The sequence below is a fragment of the Inquilinus limosus genome (genome assembly GCF_002195995.1).
In the GTDB taxonomy this organism is placed as follows: Bacteria; Pseudomonadota; Alphaproteobacteria; order DSM-16000; family Inquilinaceae; genus Inquilinus; species Inquilinus limosus_C.
In genome coordinates this window covers 69,187-93,242 of record NZ_NHON01000008.1, presented here as the reverse complement: position 1 = coordinate 93,242, position 24,056 = coordinate 69,187, and the positions used below count along the sequence as shown (strand labels likewise).

The 24,056-nt window shown below is 70.7% G+C and carries 25 protein-coding genes; 17 read left to right on the top strand and 8 right to left on the bottom strand.

The window, feature by feature from the left end; all coding sequences use genetic code 11:
• Positions 1–132: 132 nt before the first annotated feature.
• Both BWR60_RS06450 and BWR60_RS06445 read left to right on the top strand, forming a co-directional pair.
• Positions 133–606, top strand: a complete 474-nt coding sequence (locus tag BWR60_RS06450) for an Lrp/AsnC family transcriptional regulator (RefSeq protein WP_088150189.1) — start codon at positions 133–135, stop codon at positions 604–606.
• Positions 607–834: 228 nt separating this feature from the next.
• Complete coding sequence (locus BWR60_RS06445) at positions 835–1,446, top strand: LysE family translocator (protein ID WP_088150188.1); 612 nt, start codon at positions 835–837, stop codon at positions 1,444–1,446.
• Positions 1,447–1,606: 160 nt separating this feature from the next.
• Here the strand turns inward: BWR60_RS06445 and BWR60_RS06440 are convergent, their stop codons facing one another.
• From BWR60_RS06440 to BWR60_RS06430, 3 genes are read right to left on the bottom strand one after another with little or no spacing between them, the layout of a single operon-like run.
• Positions 1,607–2,374, bottom strand: coding sequence for a class II aldolase/adducin family protein (locus tag BWR60_RS06440; protein ID WP_088150187.1), 768 nt, complete (start codon positions 2,372–2,374; stop codon positions 1,607–1,609).
• A gap of 17 nt (positions 2,375–2,391) precedes the next feature.
• A complete protein-coding gene (locus BWR60_RS06435; RefSeq protein WP_088150186.1) occupies positions 2,392–4,047 on the bottom strand; it encodes a choline dehydrogenase in 1,656 nt (551 codons plus the stop codon).
• A gap of 6 nt (positions 4,048–4,053) precedes the next feature.
• Positions 4,054–5,196: an aromatic ring-hydroxylating oxygenase subunit alpha gene (locus tag BWR60_RS06430; protein WP_088150185.1), complete on the bottom strand. Its 1,143-nt coding sequence runs from the start codon at positions 5,194–5,196 to the stop codon at positions 4,054–4,056.
• A 150-nt stretch (positions 5,197–5,346) separates the two neighbouring features.
• On the opposite strand from BWR60_RS06430, the gene BWR60_RS06425 reads away from it, so the two are divergent.
• The 8 genes from BWR60_RS06425 to paaE all read left to right on the top strand — a co-directional run bounded on the left by BWR60_RS06425 (position 5,347) and on the right by paaE (position 11,915).
• Positions 5,347–6,351 carry a GlxA family transcriptional regulator gene (locus BWR60_RS06425; RefSeq protein ID WP_218823372.1) on the top strand — a complete coding sequence of 335 codons (1,005 nt, stop codon included), beginning with the start codon at positions 5,347–5,349 and terminating at the stop codon, positions 6,349–6,351.
• A 55-nt stretch (positions 6,352–6,406) separates the two neighbouring features.
• Positions 6,407–7,045 carry a TetR/AcrR family transcriptional regulator gene (locus BWR60_RS06420; protein ID WP_088150183.1) on the top strand — a complete coding sequence of 213 codons (639 nt, stop codon included), beginning with the start codon at positions 6,407–6,409 and terminating at the stop codon, positions 7,043–7,045.
• A gap of 5 nt (positions 7,046–7,050) precedes the next feature.
• Entirely contained in the window at positions 7,051–7,917 is an 867-nt protein-coding gene (paaX, locus tag BWR60_RS06415) for a phenylacetic acid degradation operon negative regulatory protein PaaX (RefSeq protein WP_088150182.1), read from the top strand.
• 202 nt (positions 7,918–8,119) lie between these two features.
• Positions 8,120–9,103, top strand: a complete 984-nt coding sequence (gene paaA, locus BWR60_RS06410; protein ID WP_088150181.1) for a 1,2-phenylacetyl-CoA epoxidase subunit PaaA — start codon at positions 8,120–8,122, stop codon at positions 9,101–9,103.
• A gap of 13 nt (positions 9,104–9,116) precedes the next feature.
• A complete protein-coding gene (gene paaB / locus BWR60_RS06405; RefSeq protein WP_088150180.1) occupies positions 9,117–9,404 on the top strand; it encodes a 1,2-phenylacetyl-CoA epoxidase subunit PaaB in 288 nt (95 codons plus the stop codon).
• The gene (gene paaC, locus BWR60_RS06400) at positions 9,404–10,174 is read left to right on the top strand and encodes a 1,2-phenylacetyl-CoA epoxidase subunit PaaC (RefSeq protein ID WP_088150179.1); all 771 of its coding nucleotides are present in this window, start codon (positions 9,404–9,406) and stop codon (positions 10,172–10,174) included. The genes paaB and paaC overlap by 1 nt, the downstream gene beginning before the upstream one ends.
• A gap of 116 nt (positions 10,175–10,290) precedes the next feature.
• Positions 10,291–10,827, top strand: coding sequence for a 1,2-phenylacetyl-CoA epoxidase subunit PaaD (gene paaD, locus BWR60_RS06395; RefSeq protein WP_343216374.1), 537 nt, complete (start codon positions 10,291–10,293; stop codon positions 10,825–10,827).
• A complete protein-coding gene (gene paaE, locus BWR60_RS06390) occupies positions 10,827–11,915 on the top strand; it encodes a 1,2-phenylacetyl-CoA epoxidase subunit PaaE (RefSeq protein WP_088150178.1) in 1,089 nt (362 codons plus the stop codon). The genes paaD and paaE overlap by 1 nt, the downstream gene beginning before the upstream one ends.
• 12 nt (positions 11,916–11,927) lie before the next feature.
• Here the strand turns inward: paaE and paaK are convergent, their stop codons facing one another.
• Genes paaK through paaG form a run of 3 tightly spaced genes read right to left on the bottom strand, consistent with a single transcriptional unit; the run spans position 11,928 to position 14,489 of the window.
• Positions 11,928–13,229, bottom strand: a complete 1,302-nt coding sequence (paaK, locus tag BWR60_RS06385) for a phenylacetate--CoA ligase PaaK (RefSeq protein ID WP_088150177.1) — start codon at positions 13,227–13,229, stop codon at positions 11,928–11,930.
• A 22-nt stretch (positions 13,230–13,251) separates the two neighbouring features.
• Positions 13,252–13,704 carry a hydroxyphenylacetyl-CoA thioesterase PaaI gene (gene paaI, locus BWR60_RS06380; protein ID WP_088150176.1) on the bottom strand — a complete coding sequence of 151 codons (453 nt, stop codon included), beginning with the start codon at positions 13,702–13,704 and terminating at the stop codon, positions 13,252–13,254.
• Positions 13,701–14,489, bottom strand: coding sequence for a 2-(1,2-epoxy-1,2-dihydrophenyl)acetyl-CoA isomerase PaaG (gene paaG / locus BWR60_RS06375; protein ID WP_088150175.1), 789 nt, complete (start codon positions 14,487–14,489; stop codon positions 13,701–13,703). Before paaG ends, paaI begins: the two co-directional genes overlap by 4 nt.
• A 133-nt stretch (positions 14,490–14,622) precedes the next feature.
• On the opposite strand from paaG, the gene paaZ reads away from it, so the two are divergent.
• The 7 genes from paaZ to BWR60_RS06340 all read left to right on the top strand — a co-directional run bounded on the left by paaZ (position 14,623) and on the right by BWR60_RS06340 (position 21,083).
• The gene (paaZ, locus tag BWR60_RS06370; protein ID WP_088150174.1) at positions 14,623–16,650 is read left to right on the top strand and encodes a phenylacetic acid degradation bifunctional protein PaaZ; all 2,028 of its coding nucleotides are present in this window, start codon (positions 14,623–14,625) and stop codon (positions 16,648–16,650) included.
• A gap of 153 nt (positions 16,651–16,803) precedes the next feature.
• Positions 16,804–16,884 carry a pyrroloquinoline quinone precursor peptide PqqA gene (pqqA, locus tag BWR60_RS38935; protein WP_034841210.1) on the top strand — a complete coding sequence of 27 codons (81 nt, stop codon included), beginning with the start codon at positions 16,804–16,806 and terminating at the stop codon, positions 16,882–16,884.
• 57 nt (positions 16,885–16,941) lie between these two features.
• On the top strand, positions 16,942–17,859 hold the full coding sequence (gene pqqB, locus BWR60_RS06360) for a pyrroloquinoline quinone biosynthesis protein PqqB (protein WP_088150173.1): 918 nt from the start codon (positions 16,942–16,944) through the stop codon (positions 17,857–17,859).
• Positions 17,860–18,063: 204 nt separating this feature from the next.
• Positions 18,064–18,801, top strand: coding sequence for a pyrroloquinoline-quinone synthase PqqC (pqqC, locus tag BWR60_RS06355; RefSeq protein WP_088150172.1), 738 nt, complete (start codon positions 18,064–18,066; stop codon positions 18,799–18,801).
• On the top strand, positions 18,798–19,082 hold the full coding sequence (gene pqqD, locus BWR60_RS06350) for a pyrroloquinoline quinone biosynthesis peptide chaperone PqqD (protein WP_088150171.1): 285 nt from the start codon (positions 18,798–18,800) through the stop codon (positions 19,080–19,082). Before pqqC ends, pqqD begins: the two co-directional genes overlap by 4 nt.
• A complete protein-coding gene (pqqE, locus tag BWR60_RS06345) occupies positions 19,079–20,200 on the top strand; it encodes a pyrroloquinoline quinone biosynthesis protein PqqE (RefSeq protein WP_088150170.1) in 1,122 nt (373 codons plus the stop codon). The genes pqqD and pqqE overlap by 4 nt, the downstream gene beginning before the upstream one ends.
• Before the next feature lie 265 nt (positions 20,201–20,465).
• Positions 20,466–21,083 carry a glutathione S-transferase family protein gene (locus BWR60_RS06340; protein ID WP_088150169.1) on the top strand — a complete coding sequence of 206 codons (618 nt, stop codon included), beginning with the start codon at positions 20,466–20,468 and terminating at the stop codon, positions 21,081–21,083.
• 259 nt (positions 21,084–21,342) lie between these two features.
• Here the strand turns inward: BWR60_RS06340 and BWR60_RS06335 are convergent, their stop codons facing one another.
• Both BWR60_RS06335 and BWR60_RS06330 read right to left on the bottom strand, forming a co-directional pair.
• Complete coding sequence (locus BWR60_RS06335; protein WP_088150168.1) at positions 21,343–22,398, bottom strand: hypothetical protein; 1,056 nt, start codon at positions 22,396–22,398, stop codon at positions 21,343–21,345.
• Between the two features lie 88 nt (positions 22,399–22,486).
• On the bottom strand, positions 22,487–23,833 hold the full coding sequence (locus BWR60_RS06330; RefSeq protein ID WP_088150167.1) for an epoxide hydrolase family protein: 1,347 nt from the start codon (positions 23,831–23,833) through the stop codon (positions 22,487–22,489).
• Between the last annotated feature and the right edge of the window lie 223 nt (positions 23,834–24,056).

Genomic DNA, 24,056 nt, shown 5'->3' with positions numbered 1-24,056 from the left:
CCGACCGGATGCGCGAAGCGCATCCCCAGGAAAAGGATGCGACGGATTCGGGGAAAAGTTTTGCCGATATGGGCGCCAGACGCTTGGATGTCAGGTATGATTTGCCCGGATCATCCGGATTGGAGTGATTTCATGCCCACAGAGTCCGACGAGCTGGACCGGTTCGAGCGCGCCATCCTGGCGGCGCTGCAGCGCAACGCCCGGCAGAGCGTGCAGGAGCTGGCCGAGGCGGTCGGGCTGTCGACCTCGCCGACCTGGCGGCGGCTGAAGGCGCTGGAGGAGCGCGGCGTGATCAAGGACTACGTCGCCCGGGTCGATCCGGCCCGGCTGGGCTATGGCGAGACCGCCTTCGCCCATGTCACCCTGGCCAAGCATGACGGCGAGCAGATCGAGGCCTTCGAGCGCAAGATCGCCGAGCGGCCGGAGGTGCTGGAGTTCTATTCGATGACCGGCTCGGCCGACTACATCCTGCGGATCGTCACCCGCAGCCCGCTGGACTATGAGAAGTTCCTGAAGGAGGTGGTGTTCACCAGCCCGGCGGTGCAGCACATCAGCTCGAACTTCGCTTTGCGCGAGATCAAGAACAGCGTGGCGATCCCGGTCTGAGACCGAGTCGCCCCTCACCCTCCCGGCCTGCGGCCGGGCCCCTCCCTCTCCCCGAGGAGAGGGAAATAAAGCCGCGCCTCCCTCACCTCTCCTTGGGGAGAGGTCGAAATCGCGGCASGCGATTTCGGGTGAGGGGGTGGCCCCGGCCCATCAGCGATCGCCCACCCTTGCCCGCCCGGCCGCGCCGAGGCATCGTGGCGGCCGCAGCCTGACGGGAGGAGCGCCGACGTGAGCATCGAGTTCCTGATCACCTCGTTCATCATCGTCGCCTCGCCCGGCACCGGCGCGCTGTTCACCATCGCCGCCGGGCTGACCCGCGGGTCGCGCGCCAGCGTGGTCGCCGCCTTCGGCTGCACCCTCGGGATCGTGCCGCACATGGCGGCCGCGATCCTAGGCCTGGCGGCGCTGCTGCACGCCAGCGCCCTGGCCTTCGAGATCTTCAAGTATCTCGGCGTTGCCTATCTGCTGTGGATGGCCTGGAACACCCTGCGCGAGCACGGCGCGCTGACGGTCGAGAAACAGGCCGACGGCCGCTCCGCCCTGCAGGTCACGGTGACGGCGATCCTGGTCAACATCCTGAACCCGAAGCTGTCGATCTTCTTCGTCGCCTTCCTGCCGCAGTTCGTCAGCACCGGCGAGGCCCATCCGCTGGCCCGGATGCTGGAGCTGAGCGGCGTGTTCATGCTGATGACCTTCGCGGTCTTCGCCGTCTACGGCCTGTTCGCCGCGGCGATGCGCGACCATGTCATCAGCCGCCCGCGGGTGATGACCTGGATGCGCCGCAGCTTCGCCGCCGCCTTCGTCGCCCTCGGCGCCAAGCTGGCCCTGGCCGAGCGCTAAGTCCTCCCCATACAGGCGGAGGGACACATTCCCGTCATGGTGAGCCCCGCAGGGGCGTGGCCATCCAGGGGCTGGTGCGAGCCGCCCTGGATGGCCACGTCGCTTCGCTCCTCGCCATGACGCAGGAGGGCCGGAGAGGCGATCTCAATGGCCGTTGGCATCAATCCCGGTAGCCCGGCTCCTCGGCGTCGAGGATCGCCTTGACGTTGTCCAGGTGGTCGGCGGCGAAGCGGCCATAGCCGCGCCATTGCCGCTCGGTCAGCCGCGCCACCTCCTCCGGCATCACCCGCAGCGGGCGGCCGGTGGCGTAGCAGGTCAGCAGCGTCTCGGCCGCGCGCTCGAAATAGTAGAGCTCGTCGAAGGCGTCGGCGATGGTCGGGCCGATCACCAGCACGCCGTGATTGGCCATCAGTAGCACGGTCTTGCCCTCGGTCATCAGCGCCGCCTGGCGGTCGCCCTCCTCATCCGACAGGGCCATGCCGGCGAAGCCGCCATCGATCACCACCCGGCCGAAGAAGCGGGCGGTGTTCATGTCGATCGGCGGCATCGTGCTGTCCGCCAGGCAGGCCAAAGCAGTCGCGTATTTCGAGTGCAGATGCATGATGCAGCGGGCCTGCGGCAGCGCCGCATGCAGCCGGGCATGCAGGTACCAGGCGGTCGGGTCCGGCGCGTCCGGCTGGTCCAGCGTCGTCGGGTCATGCGCGTCGAGCAGCAGCAGGCTGCCGGCGGTGACGCGCGAGAAATGCAGCCGGCACGGGTTGATCAGGAAGCGCGACCCGTCGACCGCCACGCTCATGTGGTTGGCGATCGATTCATGCATGTCCAGCCGCGCGAACCAGCGGAACGCCGCGGCGAGGTCGATGCGGGCGTCGGCGTGAGCGTCCTCGGCCGCGGCGACGACGGAGGCAGGGCGAAGAGAGGCGGTCATGGCCGATTCCTTCCGTGTCAGCGTTGCGCGGTTTCCCACCGGGGGTGGATCCACACCGGTTGCTCGTCCCGCGGCGGGGCGGGCCGGCCGCGGATCAGGTCGCTCGCCTTCTCGGCGATCATGATGGTGGGCGCGTTGGTGTTGCCGCTGACGATCGCTGGCATCACCGAGGCGTCGACCACCCGCAAGCCCTCGACGCCGTGGACCCGGCACTCGCCATCCACCACCGCCGTGCCGCCCTGCCCCATCCGGCAGGTGCCGACCGGGTGGTAGCAGGTCTCGATCCCCTGGCGCAGATACGCGTCGATCTCGTCGTCGCTGCGCACCGCCGGGCCGGGAGTGATCTCCTCGCCGCGATAGGCGGCCAGCGCCGGCTGGGCCAGGATCTCGCGGGTCAGCCGTACCGATTGCCGCAGGTCGATGCGGTCCTGCGGGTCCTGCAGGTAGTTGAAGCGGATCGCCGGCGGCCGGGCCGGGTCGGCGGAGCGCAGCCTGACATGGCCCAGGCTGCGCGGCCGCATCAGGTCGATATGCACCTGGAAGGAGTGAGCACCGACATCCTCGACCGTGCCGGGCTTGATCGCGATCGGCATGAAGGTCAGCTGCAGGTCGGGATGCTCGATGCCCGGCCGGCTGCGGATGAAGCCGCCGGCCTCGAAATGGTTGGACGCCGCCGGGCCGGTCTTGCCGGCGAACCAGCGCAGCCCGGTCGTCAGCTTGCGCAGGCCGCGATTGACCCCGTAGAGCGAGGCCGGCGTGCGGCAGCGGTGCTGGATGACGATGTCCGGATGGTCGTTCAGGTTGGCGCCGACACCGGGCAGGTCGACCAGCGGCCGGATGCCGAGCGCCGCCAGCTCGTCGGCCGGACCGATGCCGGAGAGCTGCAGCAGCTGCGGCGAGTTGATCGCCCCGCCCGACAGGATCACCTCGGCCCCGGCCCGCGCCGTCTCGACCCGGCCGCGCCGGCTGAACTCGACGCCGACCGCGCGGCCGCGCTCCAGCACGATGCGACGGACCAGGGCGCCGGTCAGCACGGTCAGGTTCGGCCGACCCAGCGCTGGCCGCAAATAGGCGCGCGCGGCACTCCAGCGCCGGCCGCCGCCGGTGGTGCGGTCGATGCGGCCGAAGCCTTCCTGCCGCGCCCCGTTCACATCGGCGGTCAGGCCGTAGCCCGCCTCCTGCCCCGCCCGGATGAAGGCGTCGGCCAGCGGCGTCGCGGCGAGGTCCGGCGCGAACACCGACAGCGGCCCGTCGCCGCCGTGATAGACGTCGCCGCCCAGGCTGTGCCGCTCCGCCCGCTTGAAATAGGGCAGCACGTCGGCATAGGCCCAGCCCTTCAGCCCGGACTGGGCCCAGGCATCGTAGTCGCGGGCATGGCCGCGGATATAGACCATGCCGTTGATCGAGGACGACCCGCCCAGCACCCGGCCGCGCGGATGCGACAGGCGGCGGCCGTCGAGATGCGGCTCCGGCTCCGACACATAGGCCCAGTTGAACCGGTCGGAGGACAGCAGGCGCCCGACCGCCGCCGGCATGTGGATCTGCCAGCTGCGGTCGGCCGGCCCGGCCTCCAGCAGCAGCACCCGCACCGCCGGGTCCTCGGTCAGCCGCGCCGCCAGCACGCAGCCGGCCGAGCCGGCGCCGGCGATCACGTAGTCGAAGCCCTTGGCCATCGCCGCTCAGGCCGCGTCGGGGCGGATCGCCCGGTGGCAGAGCTGGTGGAAGTGGCGGACCAGATGCTCGCTGCGATTGTCCTGCGTCTCGCCGATCAGGTAGCGGCCGTGGCGGAAGCCCATCGACCGCAGACCCTTCTGGTTCGAGATGTTGAGCTGGATGTCCTCCGGCCCCAGATCCTCGTTCATCCAGCGGATGCAGGCGCGGGTGACCTCCGGCAGGTCCCGCCCCTCCGGCCCGTAATAGCCGAAGCGCAGGATCGAGGTCTCCGGCCCGGTCGGGATCATGATGAAGGTGCCGACCACGTCGGAGTATGGGAAGGCGTAGATCGTCGCGTTCGGGAACAGGCCGAGATTGAAGAACCAGTCGGTCTGCCAGGTGGCGCCCTCCAGCTTCACGCCATAGGCCTGGGTGGTGCCCGGCTTCGGCGGGCCGATATAGGTCCACCAGTCGCCGCGCGGCGTCAGCGTGTAGCCGTCGAAGTCGATCAGCTGCGCCAGCTCGCGGTGCACCGGGCCGGAGAAGCTGAAATGATAGCCCTCGATCGAGTTCTCCTGGATCACCTTCCAGTTGGCGGCGACCGGCACGTCGACCTCCTCCACCAGCACCAGCCGGTCGAGATCGGGCAGGAAGCGCCGCATCTCGGCCTCGGCGCCCGGTGCCATGTCGGCGATCGGCCGGGCCGCGGGGTCGAGATTGACGAAGACGAAGGACCCGAAGATTTCGACCCGCACCGGCTTCAGCCCGTGCTGGCCCTTGTCGAAATTCGCCAGGCATTCCGTGCGCGGCGCCCCGCGCAGGCTGCCGTCGAGGCCATAGGTCCAGGCGTGGTAGCCGCAGGTGATCGCCCGGGCCTTGCTGCGCCGGGTCTCGACCAGCCGGTTGCCGCGATGCTGGCAGACATTGTGGAAGGCGCGGATCTGCCCGTCCGCCCCCTTCATCACCAGGACGCTCTGGTCGAGCACCGTCTCGGTGACGATGTCGCCGGTCTCGCGGAAGTCGCTGAGATGCCCGACCAGGTGCCAGGACTTCAGGAAGATCGCCTCCCGCTCCGCCTCGTACACCCCCTGGTCGTAGAAGAACGGGGCCGGAAGGGAATAGCCGGCGGCCTGGTCGGCCGCGCTCCAGGTCGGAACCGCGATGTTCATTGTTGTCTCCCCGTCTCGGGCTGGCGTTGACCGCAGAGTGGGAGAGGTTCGGGACCTCAACCTGTCACTATCCGTCGCGTCGATGTCGATTTTTCACCGGCCGCGAACGGCCGCGATGGCATGCTGGGGCGGCTCGACGAAGGGACCTTGATGCGCAAGCTGGCCTTCCTGGTGCTGCCCGAATTCTCGGCGCTGGGCCTCGCCGCGGCGATCGAGCCGCTGTTCGTCGCCAACTGGCTGGCGCAGGAGCGGCTGTTCGCCTGGACCGTGGTCTCCGCCGACGGCGGTGCGGTCCGCGCCAGCAACGGCACGGTCACGCCGGTCGACGGCGCCCTGGCGGCAGCGGAGGGCAGCGGCACGGTCTTCGTCCTCGCCAGCTTCGAGTCCGCCGCGGTCGCCGGGCAGCGGCCGGTGCTGCCCTGGCTGCGGCGGCTGGCCCGCTTCGGCGTCGAGCTCGGCGGCATCGAGACCGGCAGCCTGGCCCTGGCCGAGGCCGGCCTGCTGGACGGCCACACGGCGGCGGTGCACTGGGACAACCTGACCGGCTTCCAGGAGCGCTATCCGGCGGTGCGCGCAGTGCCGCAGCTCTACGCCCTCTCGGGCGGCCGGATCACCTGCGCCGGGGCCTCCGCCATCCTCGACATGATGGTCGGCTGGATCGGGCGCCACGCCGATCCCGGCCTGGCCGGCGAGGTCGCGGAGCATCTGCTGCTGGGCCGGGTGCGGCCGCCGGAGACCGGGCAGCGGGACTCGGATGAACCCGCGCAGGCCGCCGCCGACCCGCTGGTGGCGCAGGCGCTGGAGATCATGCGCGGCACGATCGACGAGCCCCTGCCCTGCGCCGCCATAGCCGACCGGGTCGGCCTGTCGCTGCGCCAGCTCGAGCGCCGGTTCAGGCAGGCGGTCGGCCGCCCGGTCCAGGCCCAGTACCTGCTGCTGCGCATGGCCAAGGCCCACCAGCTGCTGCAGCAGACCGGGCTGAGCGTCACCGAGGTTGCCTTCTCCTGCGGCTTCCCCTCGCCCGAATACTTCTCGCGCCGCTACCGCGCCCAGTTCGGCTGCCGGCCCAGCGCCGACCGGCGGCAATCCACCACCGCCCCGGTGCTGCGGCAGAAGCCGAGCCATTCATTGATCGAGCGTTCAGAGAATTCTTGATCTGCGGCTGCGACGCGGCGAGTCTGACGGCAACTGAGATGTTCTGGACGGAGTCATGGCCCGCACCCGCGCCCCTGACTATGACGAGAAGCGGCGGGCGATCCTGCATCGGACGGCGGAGCTGTTCGCCCGGCACGGCTTCACCGGCGCCTCGATCACCATGATCGCCGAGGCCTGCGGCATGTCGAAGGCCCTGCTGTACCACTATTACCGCGACAAGGACGCGGTGCTGTTCGACATCCTGGCCGACCACCTGTCCACCCTGGTCGCGGCGGTGGAGGACGCGGCCGCCGCTCCGGCCAGTGCCCGCGAGCGGCTGCACGCGGTCGTGGCCGCGCTGCTCGACGCCTATCGCGACGCCGATGCCGAGCACCAGGTGCAGATCACCAGCCTGAAGCTGCTGCCGCCGGAGCGGCAGGAGCAGTTGAAGGAGATGGAGCGGACGCTGGTGCGGATCTTCGCCGAGGCGCTGGCCGCCGCGGTGCCGCAGGTCGCGACCGACCGCGCCCTGCTGATGCCGCTGACCATGTCGCTGTTCGGCATGCTGAACTGGCACTATCTGTGGTTCCGCGAGGGCAAGGGGCTGGGCCGCGCCGACTATGCCCGGCTGGCGACCCAACTGGTCCTGTCCGGCGCGGCGGATGCGGTGGCGGCGGTGACGCCCGCGGCCCGCCGGCGGATGGAAACCGCCTGACCGCGATGCCCCGCACCGCCCTGCGCCGGATCCTGGACAGCCTGAAGGCCGAGCCGTCACGCACCTGGTCGATCATCATCACCGTCTATGGCGACGCCATCGTGCCGCGCGGCGGGTCGCTGTGGCTGGGCACCCTGTCCGCCTTCCTGCACGCCATCGACATCGGCGACGGCGTGGTACGGACGGCGATGTCGCGGCTGGCCGCCGATGGCTGGCTGGAGCGCAGCCGGGTCGGCCGCAACAGCTTCTACCGCCTGGCCGAGCGCGGGCGGCAGACGTTCCGCACCGCCACCGAGCACATCTACAACGCCCATCCGCCGCCGCCCGGCAGCGGCTTCGTGCTGGTGCTGGCCGGCAATGGCGGCGACCGCGAGGCGGCGCGGACGGCCCTGCAGGCCGCCGGCTTCGGCAGCGCCGCGCCGGGCGTCTGGGTGGCGCCGGCCGGCACGCCGGTCCCGCCGGAAGCCGGGGAGGCGGTGTGCCTGGATGCCTCGGCCGATGCCGAAACGCGGCGCCGGCTGGCGGCGCAGAGCTGGCCGCTGGACCAGACGGCATCCGCCTATCGCCGCTTCCTGTCCGAGTTCGAGCCGCTGCGCGCGGCGCTGGCGGCCGGTGGCGCGCTGCCCGACCAGGACAGCTTCATCGCCCGCATCCTGCTGATCCATGCCTGGCGCCGGATCGTGCTGCGCGACCCGGTGCTGCCGGCCGACCTGCTGCCGCCGGACTGGCCCGGCACCGCCGCCCGCGCCCTCTGCGCCGATCTCTACCACCGGCTGCTGCCGGCCTCGGAGCGCTGGCTCGACGCGGAGGGCCAGACCGAGTCCGGCCCCCTGCCCTCTCCAGGGCCGGAGCTGGAGGCCCGGTTCCGGTAAAGCGTCCCCTCACCGTCATGGCGAGCCCCGAAGGGGCGTGGCCATCCAGGGCGGCTCACACCGGCCCCTGGATGGCCACGTCGCTGCGCTCCTCGCCATGACGGTGAGAGGTCCCCGCGCTGCGATATGTTACCAGAATTGTTGACTACACATATTTATGTGACATATACTCCAATCAAGGTCAGGGAGGATGCTGGACGCCATGTACACGCAAGCCCTCAACGCCACCGATCCAACCGCCAAGCCGGTCGAGGACTCCGCCCTCGCCGCCCGCTTCCAGGAACGGATCGACGCCGAGGACCGGATCGAGCCCAACGACTGGATGCCGGAGGCGTATCGCAAGACGCTGACACGGCAGATCTCCCAGCACGCCCATTCCGAGATTGTCGGCATGCTGCCCGAGGGCAACTGGATCACCCGGGCGCCGACCCTGCGGCGCAAGGCGGCCCTCTTGGCCAAGGTGCAGGACGAGTGCGGCCACGGCCTCTACCTCTACGCCGCGGCCGAGACGCTGGGCACGGCGCGCGAGGAGCTGGTGGACCAACTCCTGACCGGCAAGGCCAAGTATTCCTCGATCTTCAACTACCCGACCCTGAGCTGGGCCGATATCGGCGCCATCGGCTGGCTGGTCGACGGCGCCGCGATCATGAACCAGATCCCGCTGTGCCGCTGCTCCTACGGCCCCTACGCCCGCGCCATGATCCGGGTGTGCAAGGAGGAATCGTTCCACCAGCGCCAGGGCTACGAGATCATGGTCACGCTGGCTCGCGGCACGCCGGAGCAGAAGGCGATGGCGCAGGACGCGCTGGACCGCTGGTGGTGGCCCTGCCTGATGATGTTCGGGCCCCCGGATTCGGCCAGCCAGCACAGCGACACCTCGACCAAATGGAAGATCAAGCGCTTCTCGAACGACGAGCTGCGCCAGAAATTCGTCGATGCCACGGTGCCGCAGGCCCGGTTCATCGGCCTGACCATGCCCGACCCGGACCTGAGGCTGAACGCCGAGACCGGGCATTGGGAGTACGGCGCCATCGACTGGGCCGAGTTCAAGCAGGTGCTGGCCGGCAACGGTCCCTGCAACCGCGACCGCATGGCGGCGCGCAACAAGGCGCATGACGACGGCGCCTGGGTGCGCGAGGCCGCGCTGGCCTATGCCGAAAAGCGCCGCGCCCGGGCGGCGGCCTGAGGGAGGACACGCCATGACCACGCCGAATTTCCCCCTCTGGGAAGTCTTCATCCGCAGCCGCAACGGGCTGGCGCACAAGCATGTCGGGTCGCTGCACGCGGCCGACCCGGTGATGGCGCTGCAGGCGGCGCGCGACCTCTACACCCGACGCGGCGAGGGGCTGTCGATCTGGGTGGTGCCGTCCAACGCCATCACCGCCTCTGACCCCGCCGACAAGGGCATGATGTTCGAGCCGGCGGCCAGCAAGATCTACCGCCACCCGACCTTCTACGACGTGCCCGACGAGATCGGGCATATGTGATGGCCACGATCACCGTCGCCGAGACGCCGCTCGTCCGCTACGCCCTGGCGCGGGCCGACGACGCCCTGATCCTGGGCCACCGCCTGTCGGAATGGTGCGGCCACGCGCCGATGATGGAAGAGGACATGGCCCTGGCCAATATCGGGCTCGACCTGATCGGCCAGGCCCGTGCCCTCTACACCTACGCCGCCGAGGCCGAAGCCGCGGGCAATGACGAGGACCGCTACGCCTATTGGCGCGACGTGCGGCAGTACCGCAACCTGCTGCTGGTCGAGCAGCCGAATGGCGATTTCGCCCGCACCATCCTGCGCCAGTTCTTCTACTCCGCCTTCGCCGATCCCTACTGGCGGGCGATGACCGCCTCGACCGACCCGACCCTGGCGGCGATCGCCGCGAAGTCGGAGAAGGAGAGCGCCTATCACCTGCGCCACAGCGCGGAATGGGTGATCCGCCTCGGCGACGGCACCAATGAGAGCCATGACCGGTCTCAAGATGCGGTGGAGGAGCTGTGGCCCTATACCGGCGAGATGTTCCTGCCGGATGAGGGCGAAGCCGAGCTGGTCCGGCAGGGAGTCGCGGTCGATGCCGAGAGCCTGCGCGAGACCTGGTCGCGGACCGTGGTCGCGGTGCTGGCCGAGGCGACGCTGGCGGCTCCGCCCGCCGGCTGGTCCCAGCGTGGCGGCCGCGACGGAAGGCACAGCGAGCATCTCGGTCATCTGCTGAGCGAGCTGCAGATCCTGCAGCGGACCTATCCGGGGGCGAATTGGTGACGGCGCCGGCCTATCCCCCTCACCCTCCCGTCGCTTCGCGCCGGGCCCCTCCCTCTCCCCAAGGAGAGGGGAATCGGAGCCGCGGCCCCTTCACCTCTCCTTGGGGAGAGGTCGAAATCGCGCCAGCGATTTCGGGTGAGGGGGCGGCTCCGGCCTCTCCCACATCCGAGCCGGACACCCTCCGCCAACGCGCCTGGGAGGCCGCAGCTGCTGTGGTCGACCCGGAGTTGCCGGTGCTGACCATCGCCGATCTCGGCGTGCTGCGCGACGTGACGGTGCGGGACGGGCGGGTCGAGGTGGCGATCACCCCGACCTATTCCGGCTGCCCGGCGATGAGCGTGATCGCGCTGGAGATCGGGCTGGCGCTGGAGCGGGCCGGCATCGGCGGCGCCCGGGTGCGCACCGTGCTGTCGCCGGCCTGGACCACCGCCTGGCTGACCCCGGACGGCCGCCGCAAGCTGGCCGCCTATGGCGTCGCCCCGCCGCAGGACGGCGCCGGCCGCCGCGCCCTGTTCGGCGCCGAGACCGTGCCCTGCCCGCTTTGCGGCTCGGTCCACACCGAGCGGCTGTCGGAGTTCGGCTCGACCTCCTGCAAGGCGCTGTGGCGCTGCACCGACTGCCGCGAGCCCTTCGACTATTTCAAGTGCCATTGATGTCCGCCGCCACGCCGCGCTTCCACCGCCTGACCATCCGCGACCTCAGGCGCGAGACCGCCGACGCGGTCTCGATCGCCTTCGACGTGCCGGACGGGCTCAACGCCGACTACCGCTACAATCCCGGCCAGTATCTGACCCTGCGCGCCACCATCGACGGCGAGGATTTGCGCCGGTCCTACTCGATCTGCTCCGGCCCCGATGACGGCGAGCTGCGGATCGCGGTGAAGCGGGTCGAGGGCGGACTCTTCTCCGACTGGGTCAACCGCACGCTGAAGCCCGGCGACGCGATCGAGGTGATGACCCCGACCGGCCGCTTCGGCGTGCCGCAGGCGCCGGCCCAGAGCCAGGCACGGATCCATGTCGGCTTCGCCGCCGGCTCGGGCATCACCCCGGTGCTGTCGTTGCTGCGCGGCGTGCTGGCGCGCGAGCCGGACAGCCGCTTCTTCCTGTTCTACGGCAACCGCTCCACCGGCGAGATCCTGTTCCGCGAGGCGCTGGAGGAGCTGAAGGACCGCTTCCTCGACCGGCTCTCGGTGTTCCACGTGCTGTCGCAGGAGGAGCAGGATCTGCCGATCCTGACCGGCCGGCTGGACGGCGAGAAGGCGCGGCGCCTGCTGCGGCTGGTGGTGCCGGCCGAGATGGTCGACGAGGTCTATCTCTGCGGCCCCGAGGGCATGAGCCGGGAGATCGCCGGGACGCTGGCCGAGCTGGGCGTCGCCCCGGAGAAGGTGCATGTCGAGCTGTTCGTCTCCGCCCTCGGCGGCCGGCCGCGGCCCAAGCCGGCGGCCCCCGCCCCGGATGCGCCCAGCCGTACCGCCGTGCTGACCGTCGACGGCAAGCGCCGCGAGGTGCCGGTGGCCGAGGGCGAGAGCATCCTGGACGCGGCGCTGCGCGCGGGCATGGACCTGCCCTATGCCTGCAAGGGCGGCATGTGCTCGACCTGCCGGGCCCGGCTGGTCGAGGGCGAGGCCGCGATGGACCTGAACTACTCGCTGGAGCCCTGGGAACTCGAGGCCGGCTTCATCCTGACCTGCCAGTCGCATCCGAAGACCGACCGGGTGGTGGTCGACTACGACCAGATGTGAGAAGCCTGCCCCTCACCCCTTCGGCCGCTTGTCGATCACCCGCTTCGCCTTGCCGGCGGAGCGTTCGATCGTGCCGGGGGGCTGGATCAGCACCCGGGCCGAGATCCCGACCGTGTCCTTGATCCGCAGCGTCAGCCGCTCGGCCGCCACGGTCAGGCCGGCCCCGTCCCAATGCTCGGGCCGCGCCTCGGCCAGCACCATCATTTCATCCAGCCGCCCGGGGCGGCTCAGCTCTATCAGGAAATGGCCGCCGCACCAGTCGCAGGCCAGCAGCGCCTCCTCGATCTGGGTCGGGAAGACGTTGACGCCGCGCAGGATGATCATGTCGTCGGAGCGGCCGGTCACCTTCTCCATCCGCCGCATGCCGGGCCGGGCCGAGCCGGGCAGCAGCCGGGTCAGGTCGCGGGTGCGGTAGCGGATGACCGGGAACGCCTCCTTGGTCAGGGAGGTGAAGACCAGCTCGCCGATCTCGCCGTCCGGCAATACGGCACCGGTCACCGGGTCGATCACCTCCGGCAGGAAATGGTCCTCCCAGACATGCAGCCCGTCCTTGGTCTCGACGCATTCCTGGGCGACGCCGGGGCCGATCACCTCCGACAGGCCGTAGATGTCGGTGGCGTCGAGGGCAAAATCCCGCTCGATCTCCTGCCGCATCGCATTGGACCAGGGCTCGGCCCCGAAGATGCCGAAGCGCAGCGCGCTGTCGCGCGGATCGAGGCCCTGGGACCGGAACCCGTCCAGGATCGCCAGCATGTAGCTGGGCGTCACCATGATGACGTCGGGCCGGAAGTCGGTGATCAGCTGGACCTGGCGCTCGGTCATGCCGCCCGACATCGGCACCACGGTGCAGCCCAGCCGCTCCGCCCCGTAATGGGCGCCCAGGCCCCCGGTGAACAGGCCGTAGCCATAGGCGACATGCACCATCATCCCCGGCCGGCCGCCGGCGGCGCGGATCGACCGCGCCATCACGGTCGCCCACATGTCGAGATCGGCCTGGGTGTAGCCGACCACGATCGGCTTGCCGGTGGTGCCGGAGGAGCCGTGGATCCGGGCGATCCGCTCGCGCGGCACGGCGAACAGGCCGAAGGGGTAGTTGTCGCGCAGGTCCTGCTTGGTGGTGAAGGGGAACCTCGCCAGGTCCGGCAGGTCGCGGAAATCGGACGGGTGCACCCCGGCGGCGTCGAAGGCCCGGCGGGTGTGCGGGACGTTGTCATAGGCGTGGCGCAGCGACCAAGCCAGCCGGTCGCGCTGCAGTGCCATGATCTCGTCGCGCGAGGCCCGCTCGGCCGCGTCCAGCCCCGGGATCGCCGTCATCGTCCCCTCCCCGTGCCTGTTCTCAATCTTCGGCCGGCCGGTCGATGAACGAGCCGCCGACCGTCCGGGAATGGCCGCGGAACTCGGCGATCACCGTCTCGCCCACCGCGACGCTGACATCGTAGAGGCCCGAGCGGCCGGAGCGCGATACCTCCCGCGCCGTCGCCACCAGCCGGTCGCCGACCGTGCCGGGGCGCAGGAAGGTGATGCTGCAATGCGCCGCCACCGTGCGCTCGCCGCCCGAGTTGCAGGCGAAGGCGAAGGCCGAATCCGCCAGGGTGAAGATGAAGCCGCCATGGGCAGTGCCATGGCCGTTGGTCATGTCCGGCCGGATGGTCATGGCCAGCCGGGCCCGGCCGGGCCCGACCTCCAAGATCTCCATGCCCAGCGCCCGGCTGGCGCCGTCGTCGCGCCACATCGTCTCGGCCGCGGCCTTCGCGACCGCCTCGGCTTCCGCAGCGGTGGTCGCCTTCATTCCGCCCGCCCCGTGAATTTCGCCGGCCGCTTCTCGATGAAGGCGCGGACGCCCTCGGCATAGTCCGGCGTGCGCCCGGCCCGGCGCTGCAGGTCGCGCTCGAGGTCCAGCTGCGCGTCCAGGCTGTTGCCGGCGGAGGCGTCGAGCGCCTGCTTGATCAGGGCCAGCCCCTGGGTCGGCTGGGTGGCGAGATGGGCGGCCAGGGCCTCGGCCTCCGGGCGCAATGCCGCATCGTCGACCGCCTTCCAGATCAGGCCCCATTCCTCCGCCTTGTCCGCCGGCAAGGGCTCGGCCAGCAGCGCCAGGCCGCGGGCGCGGGCGGCGCCGACCAGCCGCGGCAGCGCATAGGTGCCGCCGGAATCGGGCACCAGCCCGATCTTGGCGAAGGACTGGATGAATTTTGCGGAGCGCGCGGCCAGCACGATGTCGCAGGCCAGGGCGATGTTGGCGCCGGCCCCGGCGGCGACACCGTTGACGGCGCAGACCACCGGCTTCGGCAGCGCCCGCAGGCGGCGGATCAGCGGGTTGTAGAGACCATCCAGCGTGGCGCCGAGATCGGGCGCCTGGCCGCTGGTGGCGCGGTCGTTCAGGTCCTGCCCGGCGCAGAAGCCGCGCCCCGCCCCGGTCAGCAGCACCGCCCTGCAGCCGGCGTCGGCCTCGACCCCGGCCAGCGCCTCGGCCAAAGCGCGGTGCATCTCCTCATTGAAGGAATTCAGCCGGTCCGGGCGGTTGAGCGTCAGGACGCTCCAGCCGTCGCGGCGGTCGACCAGAACCGTAGGCTCCATGAGGCGTCCTCCTCCGGATGGCCGGTTGCACCGGACCTCTTGAATTGAACGATCGTTCGGTTAATTCTTAGACCCGGGACCCGGCCTGTCAATCGGCAATCGACGGCGCGGACCGGGTGATCGGGAGGACGCCATGACCGCCATCCTGCAGAGCTATGCCGAGGACCGCTGGGTCGCCGCGACCGAGGAGCTGGCCGACATCGCCAGCGCCATCGACGGCCGGGTGGTGGCGCGGCTGTCGAGCCGCGGCCTGAACTTCGCGGCGATGGTCCGCCATGCCCGCGAGGTCGGCGGCCCGGCGCTGCGCCGGCTGACCTTCCACCAGCGCGCCGACCTGCTGAAGGCCCTGGCGCTGTATCTGTCGGAGCGCAAGGAACCGCTCTACGCCCTGGCCGCCGATACCGGGGCGACGAAGCGGGACAACCTGATCGACATCGATGGCGGGCTGGGCACGCTGTTCGCCTATGCCTCGCGCGGACGGCGCGAGCTGCCGAGCGAGCGCTTCATCCTGGAGGACGGGGTCGAGCGGCTGTCCAAGGGCGGCAGCTTCGTCGGCGTCCACGTGCTGACGCCGCTGACCGGCGTCGCCGTGCACATCAACGCCTTCAACTTCCCGTGCTGGGGCCTCTTGGAGAAGCTGGCGCCGGCGATCCTGGCCGGGGTGCCGGTGATCTCCAAGCCGGCCTCGGCCACCGCCTATGTCGCCGAGGCGCTGGTCAGGCTGATCACCGACTCCGGCATCCTGCCCGCGGGCGCGCTGCAATTCGTGGCCGGTGGCACCGGCGACCTGCTGGATCACCTGACCGGCCAGGACCTGGTGGCCTTCACCGGGTCGATCGAGACCTCCGAGAAGCTGCGCAACCACCCGGCGATCTCGCGCAACGCGGTGCGCTTCGTGGCCGAGCGGGATTCGCTGAACGCCGCGATGCTGGGCCCCGATGCGATGCCGGGCACGCCGGAATTCGACCTGTTCATCAAGGAGGTGGTGCGCGAGATGACGGCGAAGGCCGGGCAGAAATGCACCGCCATCCGCCGCATCCTGGTGCCGCGCGCGCTGGAGCGGGACGTCATCGCCGCCCTCGGGCAGAAGCTGTCCGGCCTGGTCCTCGGCGACCCGCGGCAGGAGAGCACGCGGATGGGCCCGCTGGTCAGCCTGGCCCAGCGCGACGATGTCCGCGCCCGCATCGCCGACCTGTCCACGGAAGCCGAGATCGTGGTCGGCGACCCCGCGAATGACGGCGCTCCGGGCGGCGCCTTCCTGGCCCCGGTGCTGCTGCGCTGCGTCGATCCGGCGACGGCGCGCAAGGTGCATGTGGTCGAGGCCTTCGGGCCGGTGGCGACCGTGATCGCCTATGACGGGCTGGACCAGGCGGTGGAGCTGGTTCGCCGCGGCGAGGGCAGCCTGGTGGCCTCGGTCTTCACCCATGACGACACGATCGCCGACGCGCTGGTCTTCGGCCTGGCGCCGTTCCATGGCCGCATCCTGATCGTGGATCGCGACTGCGCCGGCGAATCGACCGGCCATGGCTCGCCGCTGCCCGGCCTGGTGCATGGCGGCCCCGGCCGGGCCGGCGGCGGCGAGGAGCTGGGCGGCATCCGCGGCGTGCACCACTACCTGCAGCGCACCGCCCTGCAGGGGTCGCCCGCCCGCCTGTCGGCCCTGACCCGCACCTGGCTGCAGGGCGCCCCGGCGCCGGTGCCGGCCACCCACCCGTTCCGCCGCAACTACGAGGAGCTGGCGGTCGGCGAGACGGTGGAGACCCCGGCCCGCACCATCACCATCGCGGATATCGAGCATTTCGCCGACTTCACCGGCGACGCCTTCTACGCGCACATGGATGAAGAAGCCGCCAAGGCGAACCCGTTCTTCCCCGGCCGGGTGGCGCATGGCTACCTGATCCTGTCCTTCGCCGCCGGCCTGTTCGTCGACCCGGCGCCCGGGCCGCTCTTGGCCAATTACGGCCTCGACAATCTGCGCTTCCTGAAGCCGGTGTCGCCGGGGGATTCGATCCGGGTGCGGCTGACGGTCAAGCGCAAGACCGCCGCCCGCATGCCGGAATACGGCGAGGTGCGCTGGGACGTCGAGGTGTTCAACCAGGCCGACGAGACCGTCGCCCGCTACGACCTGCTGACCATGAGCGCGCGGCCGGCGGCGGCCTGAGCCGCCGCTGCGACAACAAACCTGTGGAATGGCTCCAAAGTAGTATTCCCCTCGCCCGCGGAAGGCGCATCATGGCCCTGGCGCCGCGGCCTGGAACCAAGCTCCGGGCCGGGGCGTCATCCTAGGAGCACTGACCCTGATTGGAGACGTCTCATGAAGCGCTGGAAGACTCCGAAGGTCCGCGAGATCTCCGTCGGCTGCGAGATCAACGCCTACGCCTGCGCGACCGTTTAAGACCAACCTCCGCCTGATGGCGGATCCGGCGAGGCTGCCGAAAGCGGGGCTGAGACCATGCGCATCGTCGTCCTCGGTTCCGCTGCCGGCGGAGGTTTCCCTCAATGGAACTGCAACGCGCCCACCAGCCGGGGGGTGCGGACCGGGAGTCTGCGCGCCAAGCCGCGCACCCAGGCCTCCCTCGCCGTCAGTGCGGATGGCGAGCGTTGGCTGTTGCTGAACGCCTCCCCCGATTTTCGCCAGCAGGTGGCCGCCAACACGATGCTGTGGCCGCAGGACGGGCTGCGCCATTCCCCGATCGCGGCGGTGATCCTGACCAGCGGCGAGATCGACCATGTCGCCGGGCTGCTGTCGATGCGCGAATCCCAGCCCTTCGCCCTGTGGGCCGCGCCGCCGGTGCTGGCCGCCCTGGCCGCCAACCCGATCTTCGACGCGCTGAGCCCCCGGTCGGTCGAACGCCACGCGGTGGCGCCGAACGGGCCCTTCCCGATCGCCGGCCGCGGCGGCGGGCTGGGCCTGACCGTCACCGCCTTTCCGGTGCCGGGCAAGGTGCCGCTGTATCTCGAAGGCCAGGCCGGCGACGACCTGGCCGGCGCGCCGGACGAGACGCTGGGGCTGGAGATCGCGGCCAACGGCGCCCGCTTCCACTACATCCCCGGCTGCGCCGCGATGACGCCGGAGCTGCGCGCCCGGCTGCAGGGGTCGCCGCTGGTGTTCTTCGACGGCACGCTGTGGCGCGACGACGAGCTGATCACCACCGGCGTCGGCGCCAAGACCGGCCGGCGGATGGGCCATATGAGCATCGACGGGCCGGACGGCACGGTCGCGGCCTTTTCCGACCTCGACACCGGGCGCCGGATCCTGATCCATGTCAACACCACCAATCCGGTCCTGATCGAGGATTCGCCCGAACGCGCCGCCCTGGCCGAAGCCGGCTGGGAGGTGGCGGAGGACGGCATGGAGATCGCCCTGTGAGGACGATAGGGTGCCGGGAGATGAGAGCGAGATGATCCACTCCAAGCTGTCATGCCCGGGCTTGACCCGGGCATCCAGGGAATGTCGATGCCGCTCTGGGTGGCCCCTGGATTGCCGGGTCAAGCCCGGCAATGACAACAAGGGTCTAGATCATTGCCCTGCTCCACAGCCCGAAGAGCCCACAGCAGTGCCAAGGATGCGCCGATGACCGACCTGATGACCCCGGACCAGCTCGAGGCGGCGCTGCGCGCGATCGGGCGCGAGCGGTACCATGACCGCCACCCGTTCCATGCCCTGCTGCATGGCGGCAAGCTGGACCGGGGCCAGGTGCAGGCCTGGGCGCTGAACCGCTACTACTACCAGAGCCGGATCCCGCTGAAGGATTCGGCCCTGATGTCGCGCGCCGAGGACCCGGCGCTGCGCCGCGAATGGCGGCAACGCGTGGTCGACCATGATGGCGAGCGCGAGGGCGAAGGCGGCATCGCCCGCTGGCTGCATCTGACCGACGCGCTGGGGCTGGACCGCGCCGCGGTGATCGACGGACGTGGCATCCTGCCCGCCACCCGCTTCGCGGTCGACGCCTATGTCCGCTTCGTCCGCGAGCGCACGCTGCTGGAGGCCGTCGCCTCCTCCCTCACCGAGCTGTTCGCGCCGGCCATCATCGGCAACCGCGTCGCCGGCATGCTGGCCAATTACGATTTCGTCTCGCGCGACGCCCTGGCCTATTTCGACAAGCGCCTGACCCAGGCGCCGCGCGACTCCGACTTCGCCCTCGACTACGTCAAGCGCGAGGCCAGGCGGCCGGACCAGCAGCAGGACGTGATGAACGCCCTGCTGTTCAAATGCGACGTGCTGTGGGCCCAGCTGGACGCGCTGCACCACGCCTATGTCGAGCCCGGCAACATCCCGCCGGGCGCCTTCGTGCCCGAGGGGCGGCGGTGAGCGCAGCGCCGGACATCGCGCCCTCGCGCCCGCGGCTGGCGCAGGGGTCGCGGCTGCGCTGGGACGAGGCGCGGCAGAGCTGGGTGGTGCTGGCGCCGGAGCGGGTGATCCTGCTGGACGAGACCGCGCATGAGATCGTCCGCCGCTGCGACGGCAGCGCCACCGTCGCCGAGATCGTCGCCGACCTGGCCCGCAGCTTCGAGGCCGAGCCCGGCGAGGTCGAAGGCGACGTGGTGCAGCTGATCGACGACCTGACCGCCAAGCGGATCCTGGCGCCATGAATCAGACCGCCCCCCGACCCGAACCGCCGCTCGCAGCCCTGCTGGAGCTGACGCATCGCTGCCCGCTGCAATGCCCCTACTGCTCCAACCCGCTGGAGATGGACCGGGCGCGGGACGAGCTGTCGACCGAGGAGTGGCTGCGGGTGATCCGCGAGGCCGCGGATCTCGGCATCCTGCAGGTGCATTTCTCCGGCGGCGAGCCCACCGTGCGCCGCGACCTGGAGGTGCTGGTCCGCGGCGCCCGTGACGCGGGGCTGTACAGCAACCTGATCACCTCGGGCGTCGCCATCGACCGCGACCGCTTCCACGCCCTGGTCGAGGCCGGGCTGGACCATGCCCAGCTGAGCATCCAGGACACCGACCCGCAATCGGCCGAGCGCATCGGCCATTACCCCGGCGCGCAGCCGAAGAAGCTGGCCTTCGCCGGCTGGGTGCGGGAGGAAGGCCTGCCGCTGACCCTGAACGCGGTGGTCCATCGCCAGAATCTCGACCGGCTGGACGAGATGATCGACCTCGCGGTCGACCTCGGCGCCGCCCGGATCGAGGTGGCGCATGTCCAGTACTATGGCTGGGCCCTGCACAACCGCGACGCGCTGATGCCGAGCCGCGAGCAGCTGGACCGGGCCAGCGCCGTGGTCGAGAGGGCGCGGGAGACGCTGCGCGGCGCCCTGGTGATCGACTATGTCGTGCCGGACTATTACGCCCAGCGGCCGAAGGCCTGCATGGGCGGCTGGGGCCGGCGCTTCCTGAACATCACGCCGAGCGGCAAGGTGTTGCCCTGCCACGCTGCCGAGACCATCCCGGGCCTCGGCTTCGAATCGGTGCGCGAGAAGCCGCTGGCCCGGATCTGGGCGGCGTCGGACGCGTTCGAGCGCTTCCGCGGCACCGCCTGGATGCCGGAGCCGTGCCGCAGCTGCGACCAGCGCGAGGTCGACTGGGGCGGCTGCCGCTGCCAGGCCCTGGCCCTGACCGGCCGGGCCGACGCCACCGACCCGGCCTGCGTGCTGTCGCCCTTCCACGACACCATGCTGGGCCTGGCCCGGACCGCGGCCCACAGCGAGGCGCCGCCGGAGTTCGTCTATCGTCGCCTGCGCGGCCCGGCGGAGCCGGTGCGTTAAGAGGCTCCAGCGGCTCACCCCCTCACCCTCCCGCCGCCAACGCGGCGGGCCCCTCCCTCTCCCCAAGGAGAGGGAAACAAGGCCATCGCCCATTCACCTCTCCTTGGGGAGAGGTCGAAATCGCGTCAGCGATTTCGGGTGAGGGGGTGGCTCCGGCCCATCCGTCGAGAAATCCACCTGGCCCTGTCGATTCCGTCCTCCCCCGCGCGACCATGGAAGCAAGGCAATCGCCCTGCGACCCGCGACCCGCTCAGGAGGCAGCGCCGTGAAGCTCTATTATTCCCCGAACCTCAACCCGCGCGTCGCGGTGGCGGTGGCGAAGCATCTCGGCTCGCCGGTCGAGTTCGTCCGCGCCAGCCCGATGAACCCGCGCTATCGCGAGCAGTTCCGGCCGCTGAACCCGAACACCCGGGTGCCGATCCTGACCGAGGAGGGCCGCGCCCCGCTGTGGGAGACCGACGCCATCGTCTATCGCCTGTCGACCCTGGCCGGCGGAGCGTTCTGGCCGACCGACGAGCGCATGGTCGAGATGCTGCGCTGGGTCAGCTGGGGCACCCACCACTTCACCCGGGCCGCCGACGTGTTCTATTTCGAGAACCTGATCCGGCCGCAATTCCTGACGCGGCCGGCCAACCGGACGGCCCTGGACAACGCGGCCGAGGACCTGGCCGTCTGCGGCCCGATCCTCGACGCCATCCTGGCCGATCGCACCTGGCTGGTCGGCGACCGCCCGACCTATGCCGATTTCCGGGTGGCGACCGCCCTGCCCTTCGCCGAGAGCGCCGCCATCCCGGTCACGCAATACGCCAATGTCATGCGCTGGCACGACCGGCTGAACCGGATCGACGCCTGGCGCGACCCGTTTGCCGGGCTGGCGGTCTGAGGGGCGGCGGCCGAAGCAAAATGAGTCCCCCCTCCCCTCGCGGGAGGGGGCTAGGGGGAGGGGGTTTTCACCGCCGGGACCGGCTTCCAGCTCACTGGGAAAGCCTCTTCTCCGCGCCTTCGCGCGCGGACGCGCGCAGACCCCTCCCCCTRSCCCCCTCCCGCAAGGGGAGGGGGGACAAGATAAGGAGACAGCATCAGCCATCCTGAAAGCACCGCGGCAGCCCCGGGAAGCCCGGCTCGCCTGAAACCAAACCAGCCTATCCCGTGTCCGGCGCCTCGACACCGGCTGGGTGCGGCTCGACTGGATCACCGACCGGCGGCAGGTCCAGCCGCGCCAGATACTGGTCCGATGTCTCGACCCAGCGCTCCGCCTCCTCCGGCGGCAGGCCGAAGATCGGGCACAGCCGGGCCACCGCCTCCGCCGCCGGCCAGCTGTCGGCGATCTCCAGCAGATCCGGCCGGTCCATCTGTTCGGCCATGGCGAAGAAGCGGCGGTCGCACTCCGCCTCGTCCTCCGTCCCCGCCTGGATCGCGGCGCCCAGCGCCATGATCACCCGCAGCCGCCGCCGGATCACCGCCTGGTCCGCGACCGGACCCGCGGCAGCCTCCACATCGTCGGCCGGCGCGTAGCCCAGCTGCTCCAGCGCCGCATCCGCGGTGGCGAGCCATTGCACCGTGTCCGCCGGCAGCCCGAACTCCCGGCACAGCCGGGCCACCGCCGCCGGCGCCGGGGTGGTCTCGACCGCGTCCTCCACATCGTCGGCCGGCGCGTAGCCCAGCTGCTCCAGCGCCGCATCCGCGGTGGCGAGCCATTGCACCGTGTCCGCCGGCAGCCCGAACTCCCGGCACAGCCGGGCCACCGCCGCCGGCGCCGGGGTGGTCTCGACCATCTCCGCCACCTCAGGCCGCTCCAGCCGCTCGGCGATCTCGCCGAAGCGTTCGCTGGCCTCGGCATCCTCCGCCTCGGTCCTGGCGCCGTCAAAGGAAGCGGCCGCCATCGCCAGCATCGCCCGCATCCCGGCCGGCGCCCTGTCGCTCGCCTCGACCGGCCGGGCCTTCTGCGGCGGCGGCACCTCCAGCGGGCGGGAGAACCTGGCCTCCAGCAGCAGGGTCAGTCGCAGCGAGCGGGCGGCGACGGCGATGCGCTGGCAATAGTCGATGCCGGGCTGCGGCGCCTCCACCGCCTCGGTACGGGCCGCCTCCATCACCTCCATCTGGATCTCGGCCGCCCGGGCCAGCAGGCGCAGATGCCGCGCCGCCCGCTCCTCAGCGGGTGCGGCGTCCGAAACCGGAACAGTCTGCGTCTCATTCATAGAACATATCATGAACGAAAACGCAGAATCCTGCAACTGCGATTACAGTTGTAACGCGCGGATAGCAGCCTCCCGCCATCCGCTCCCGTCAGCGCAGCGGCTTGAATGCCGCCCGCAGGTCCCGGGTCAGGGCCTCGGGCTGCTCCCAGGCCGCGAAATGGCCGCCCTTCGGCTGCCGGCTGTAGGCCAGCAGGTTCGGGAAGGCCTTCTCCACCCAGCCCCGCGGCGCCTGGTACAGCTCGTCCGGGAAGGCGCTGACCGCCACCGGGATCCTGATCCCCTTCGGCGCGAAGAAGGCGAGCTTGTTCTCCCAGTACAGCCGCGCCGACGACACGCCGGTGTTGGTCAGCCAGTACAGCGTGATGTTGTCGAGGATGTCGTCGCGGCTCAGCCCCTCGCTCTCGCCGGCGAAGACGCGGGCGATCAGCTCGTAGCTGCGGGCATCGTGGTCCAGCATCCAGGACGCCAGGCCGATCGGCGAATCGTCGATGCCGTAGAGGGTCTGCGGCCGGGCCGCCATCTCCTGCGCGTAGGCCAGGCCGTGCTTGTAGAAGAAGTCGAGCTGGCCGTAGGCGCGCTGCTCATCGGCCGACAGGCCGGCCGGGGCCGGACCGCCGGCGGCGAGCGCCGCCTCGATGTCGGGCGGCACCGCGCCCGGCATGTTGGTGTGGATGCCCAGCAGGCCCTTCGGGGCCTGCACCGCCATCTGCTCGGTCACCGCGTCGCCCCAGTCGCCGCCCTGGGCGACGAAGCGGGTATAGCCGAGCCGCCCCATCAGCACGGTCCAGGCCCGCGCGATCCGCGCCGGGTCCCAGCCGAGCTCGGTCGGCGCGGCGGAGAAGCCGTAGCCCGGCAGCGACGGGATCACCACGTCGAAGGCGTCGGCCTCGGCGCCGCCATGGGCCGCGGGGTCGGTCAGCGGCCCGATCAGCTTCAACTGCTCGACCACCGAGCCGGGCCAGCCATGGGTGATGATGATCGGCAACGCGTTCTTCGCCTTCGACCGGACATGGATGAAGTGGATGTCCACCCCGTCGATGGTGGTGACGAATTGCGGCAGCGCGTTCAGCCGCGTCTCGAACTTGCGCCAGTCGTAGTCGGCCGCCCAGTACCGGGCCAGCGTCTGCATCACCTCGAGCTGCACGCCCTGGGTGCCGTCATTCACCAGCTCGCGGCTGGGCCATTTGGTGGCCAGGATCCGCGCCTTGAGGTCGGCCAGCGCCTGGTCCGAGGCATGGAACCGGAAGGGCCGGATCGAGACATCGTCCGCCGGGCGCTGCGCGGCCGCGGACGCCATGGCATTGCCCGCCTGGGCGACCATCAGCGGCCCGGCCGTCTCGGCCCGGGCCAGCACGGGCAAGGCCAGCGATAGGCTGCCGATCAGGGCGGAGGCCGCGAGGATACGCCGCGACACGGGCGCTTTCGGAACCATCATGGTGGGGGCACTCCTGCTGGCACCGGGCCGGGCGATCGATCCACGTCCCGGATCCTGCGGCGGCGCACCTGGTGCGGTCTTCGAAGACGATTGAAGGAGACCCCGGCGCGGGTCCGAGGTCGTAGAGGCTGCGGACGAAGGTCGTCGCCCGCGGCCGCTCCGACATCATCACTACACGAGGCCGGCGGGGAGCAGGTGCGAGCCGTTGTTAGGAGTTGTTAGC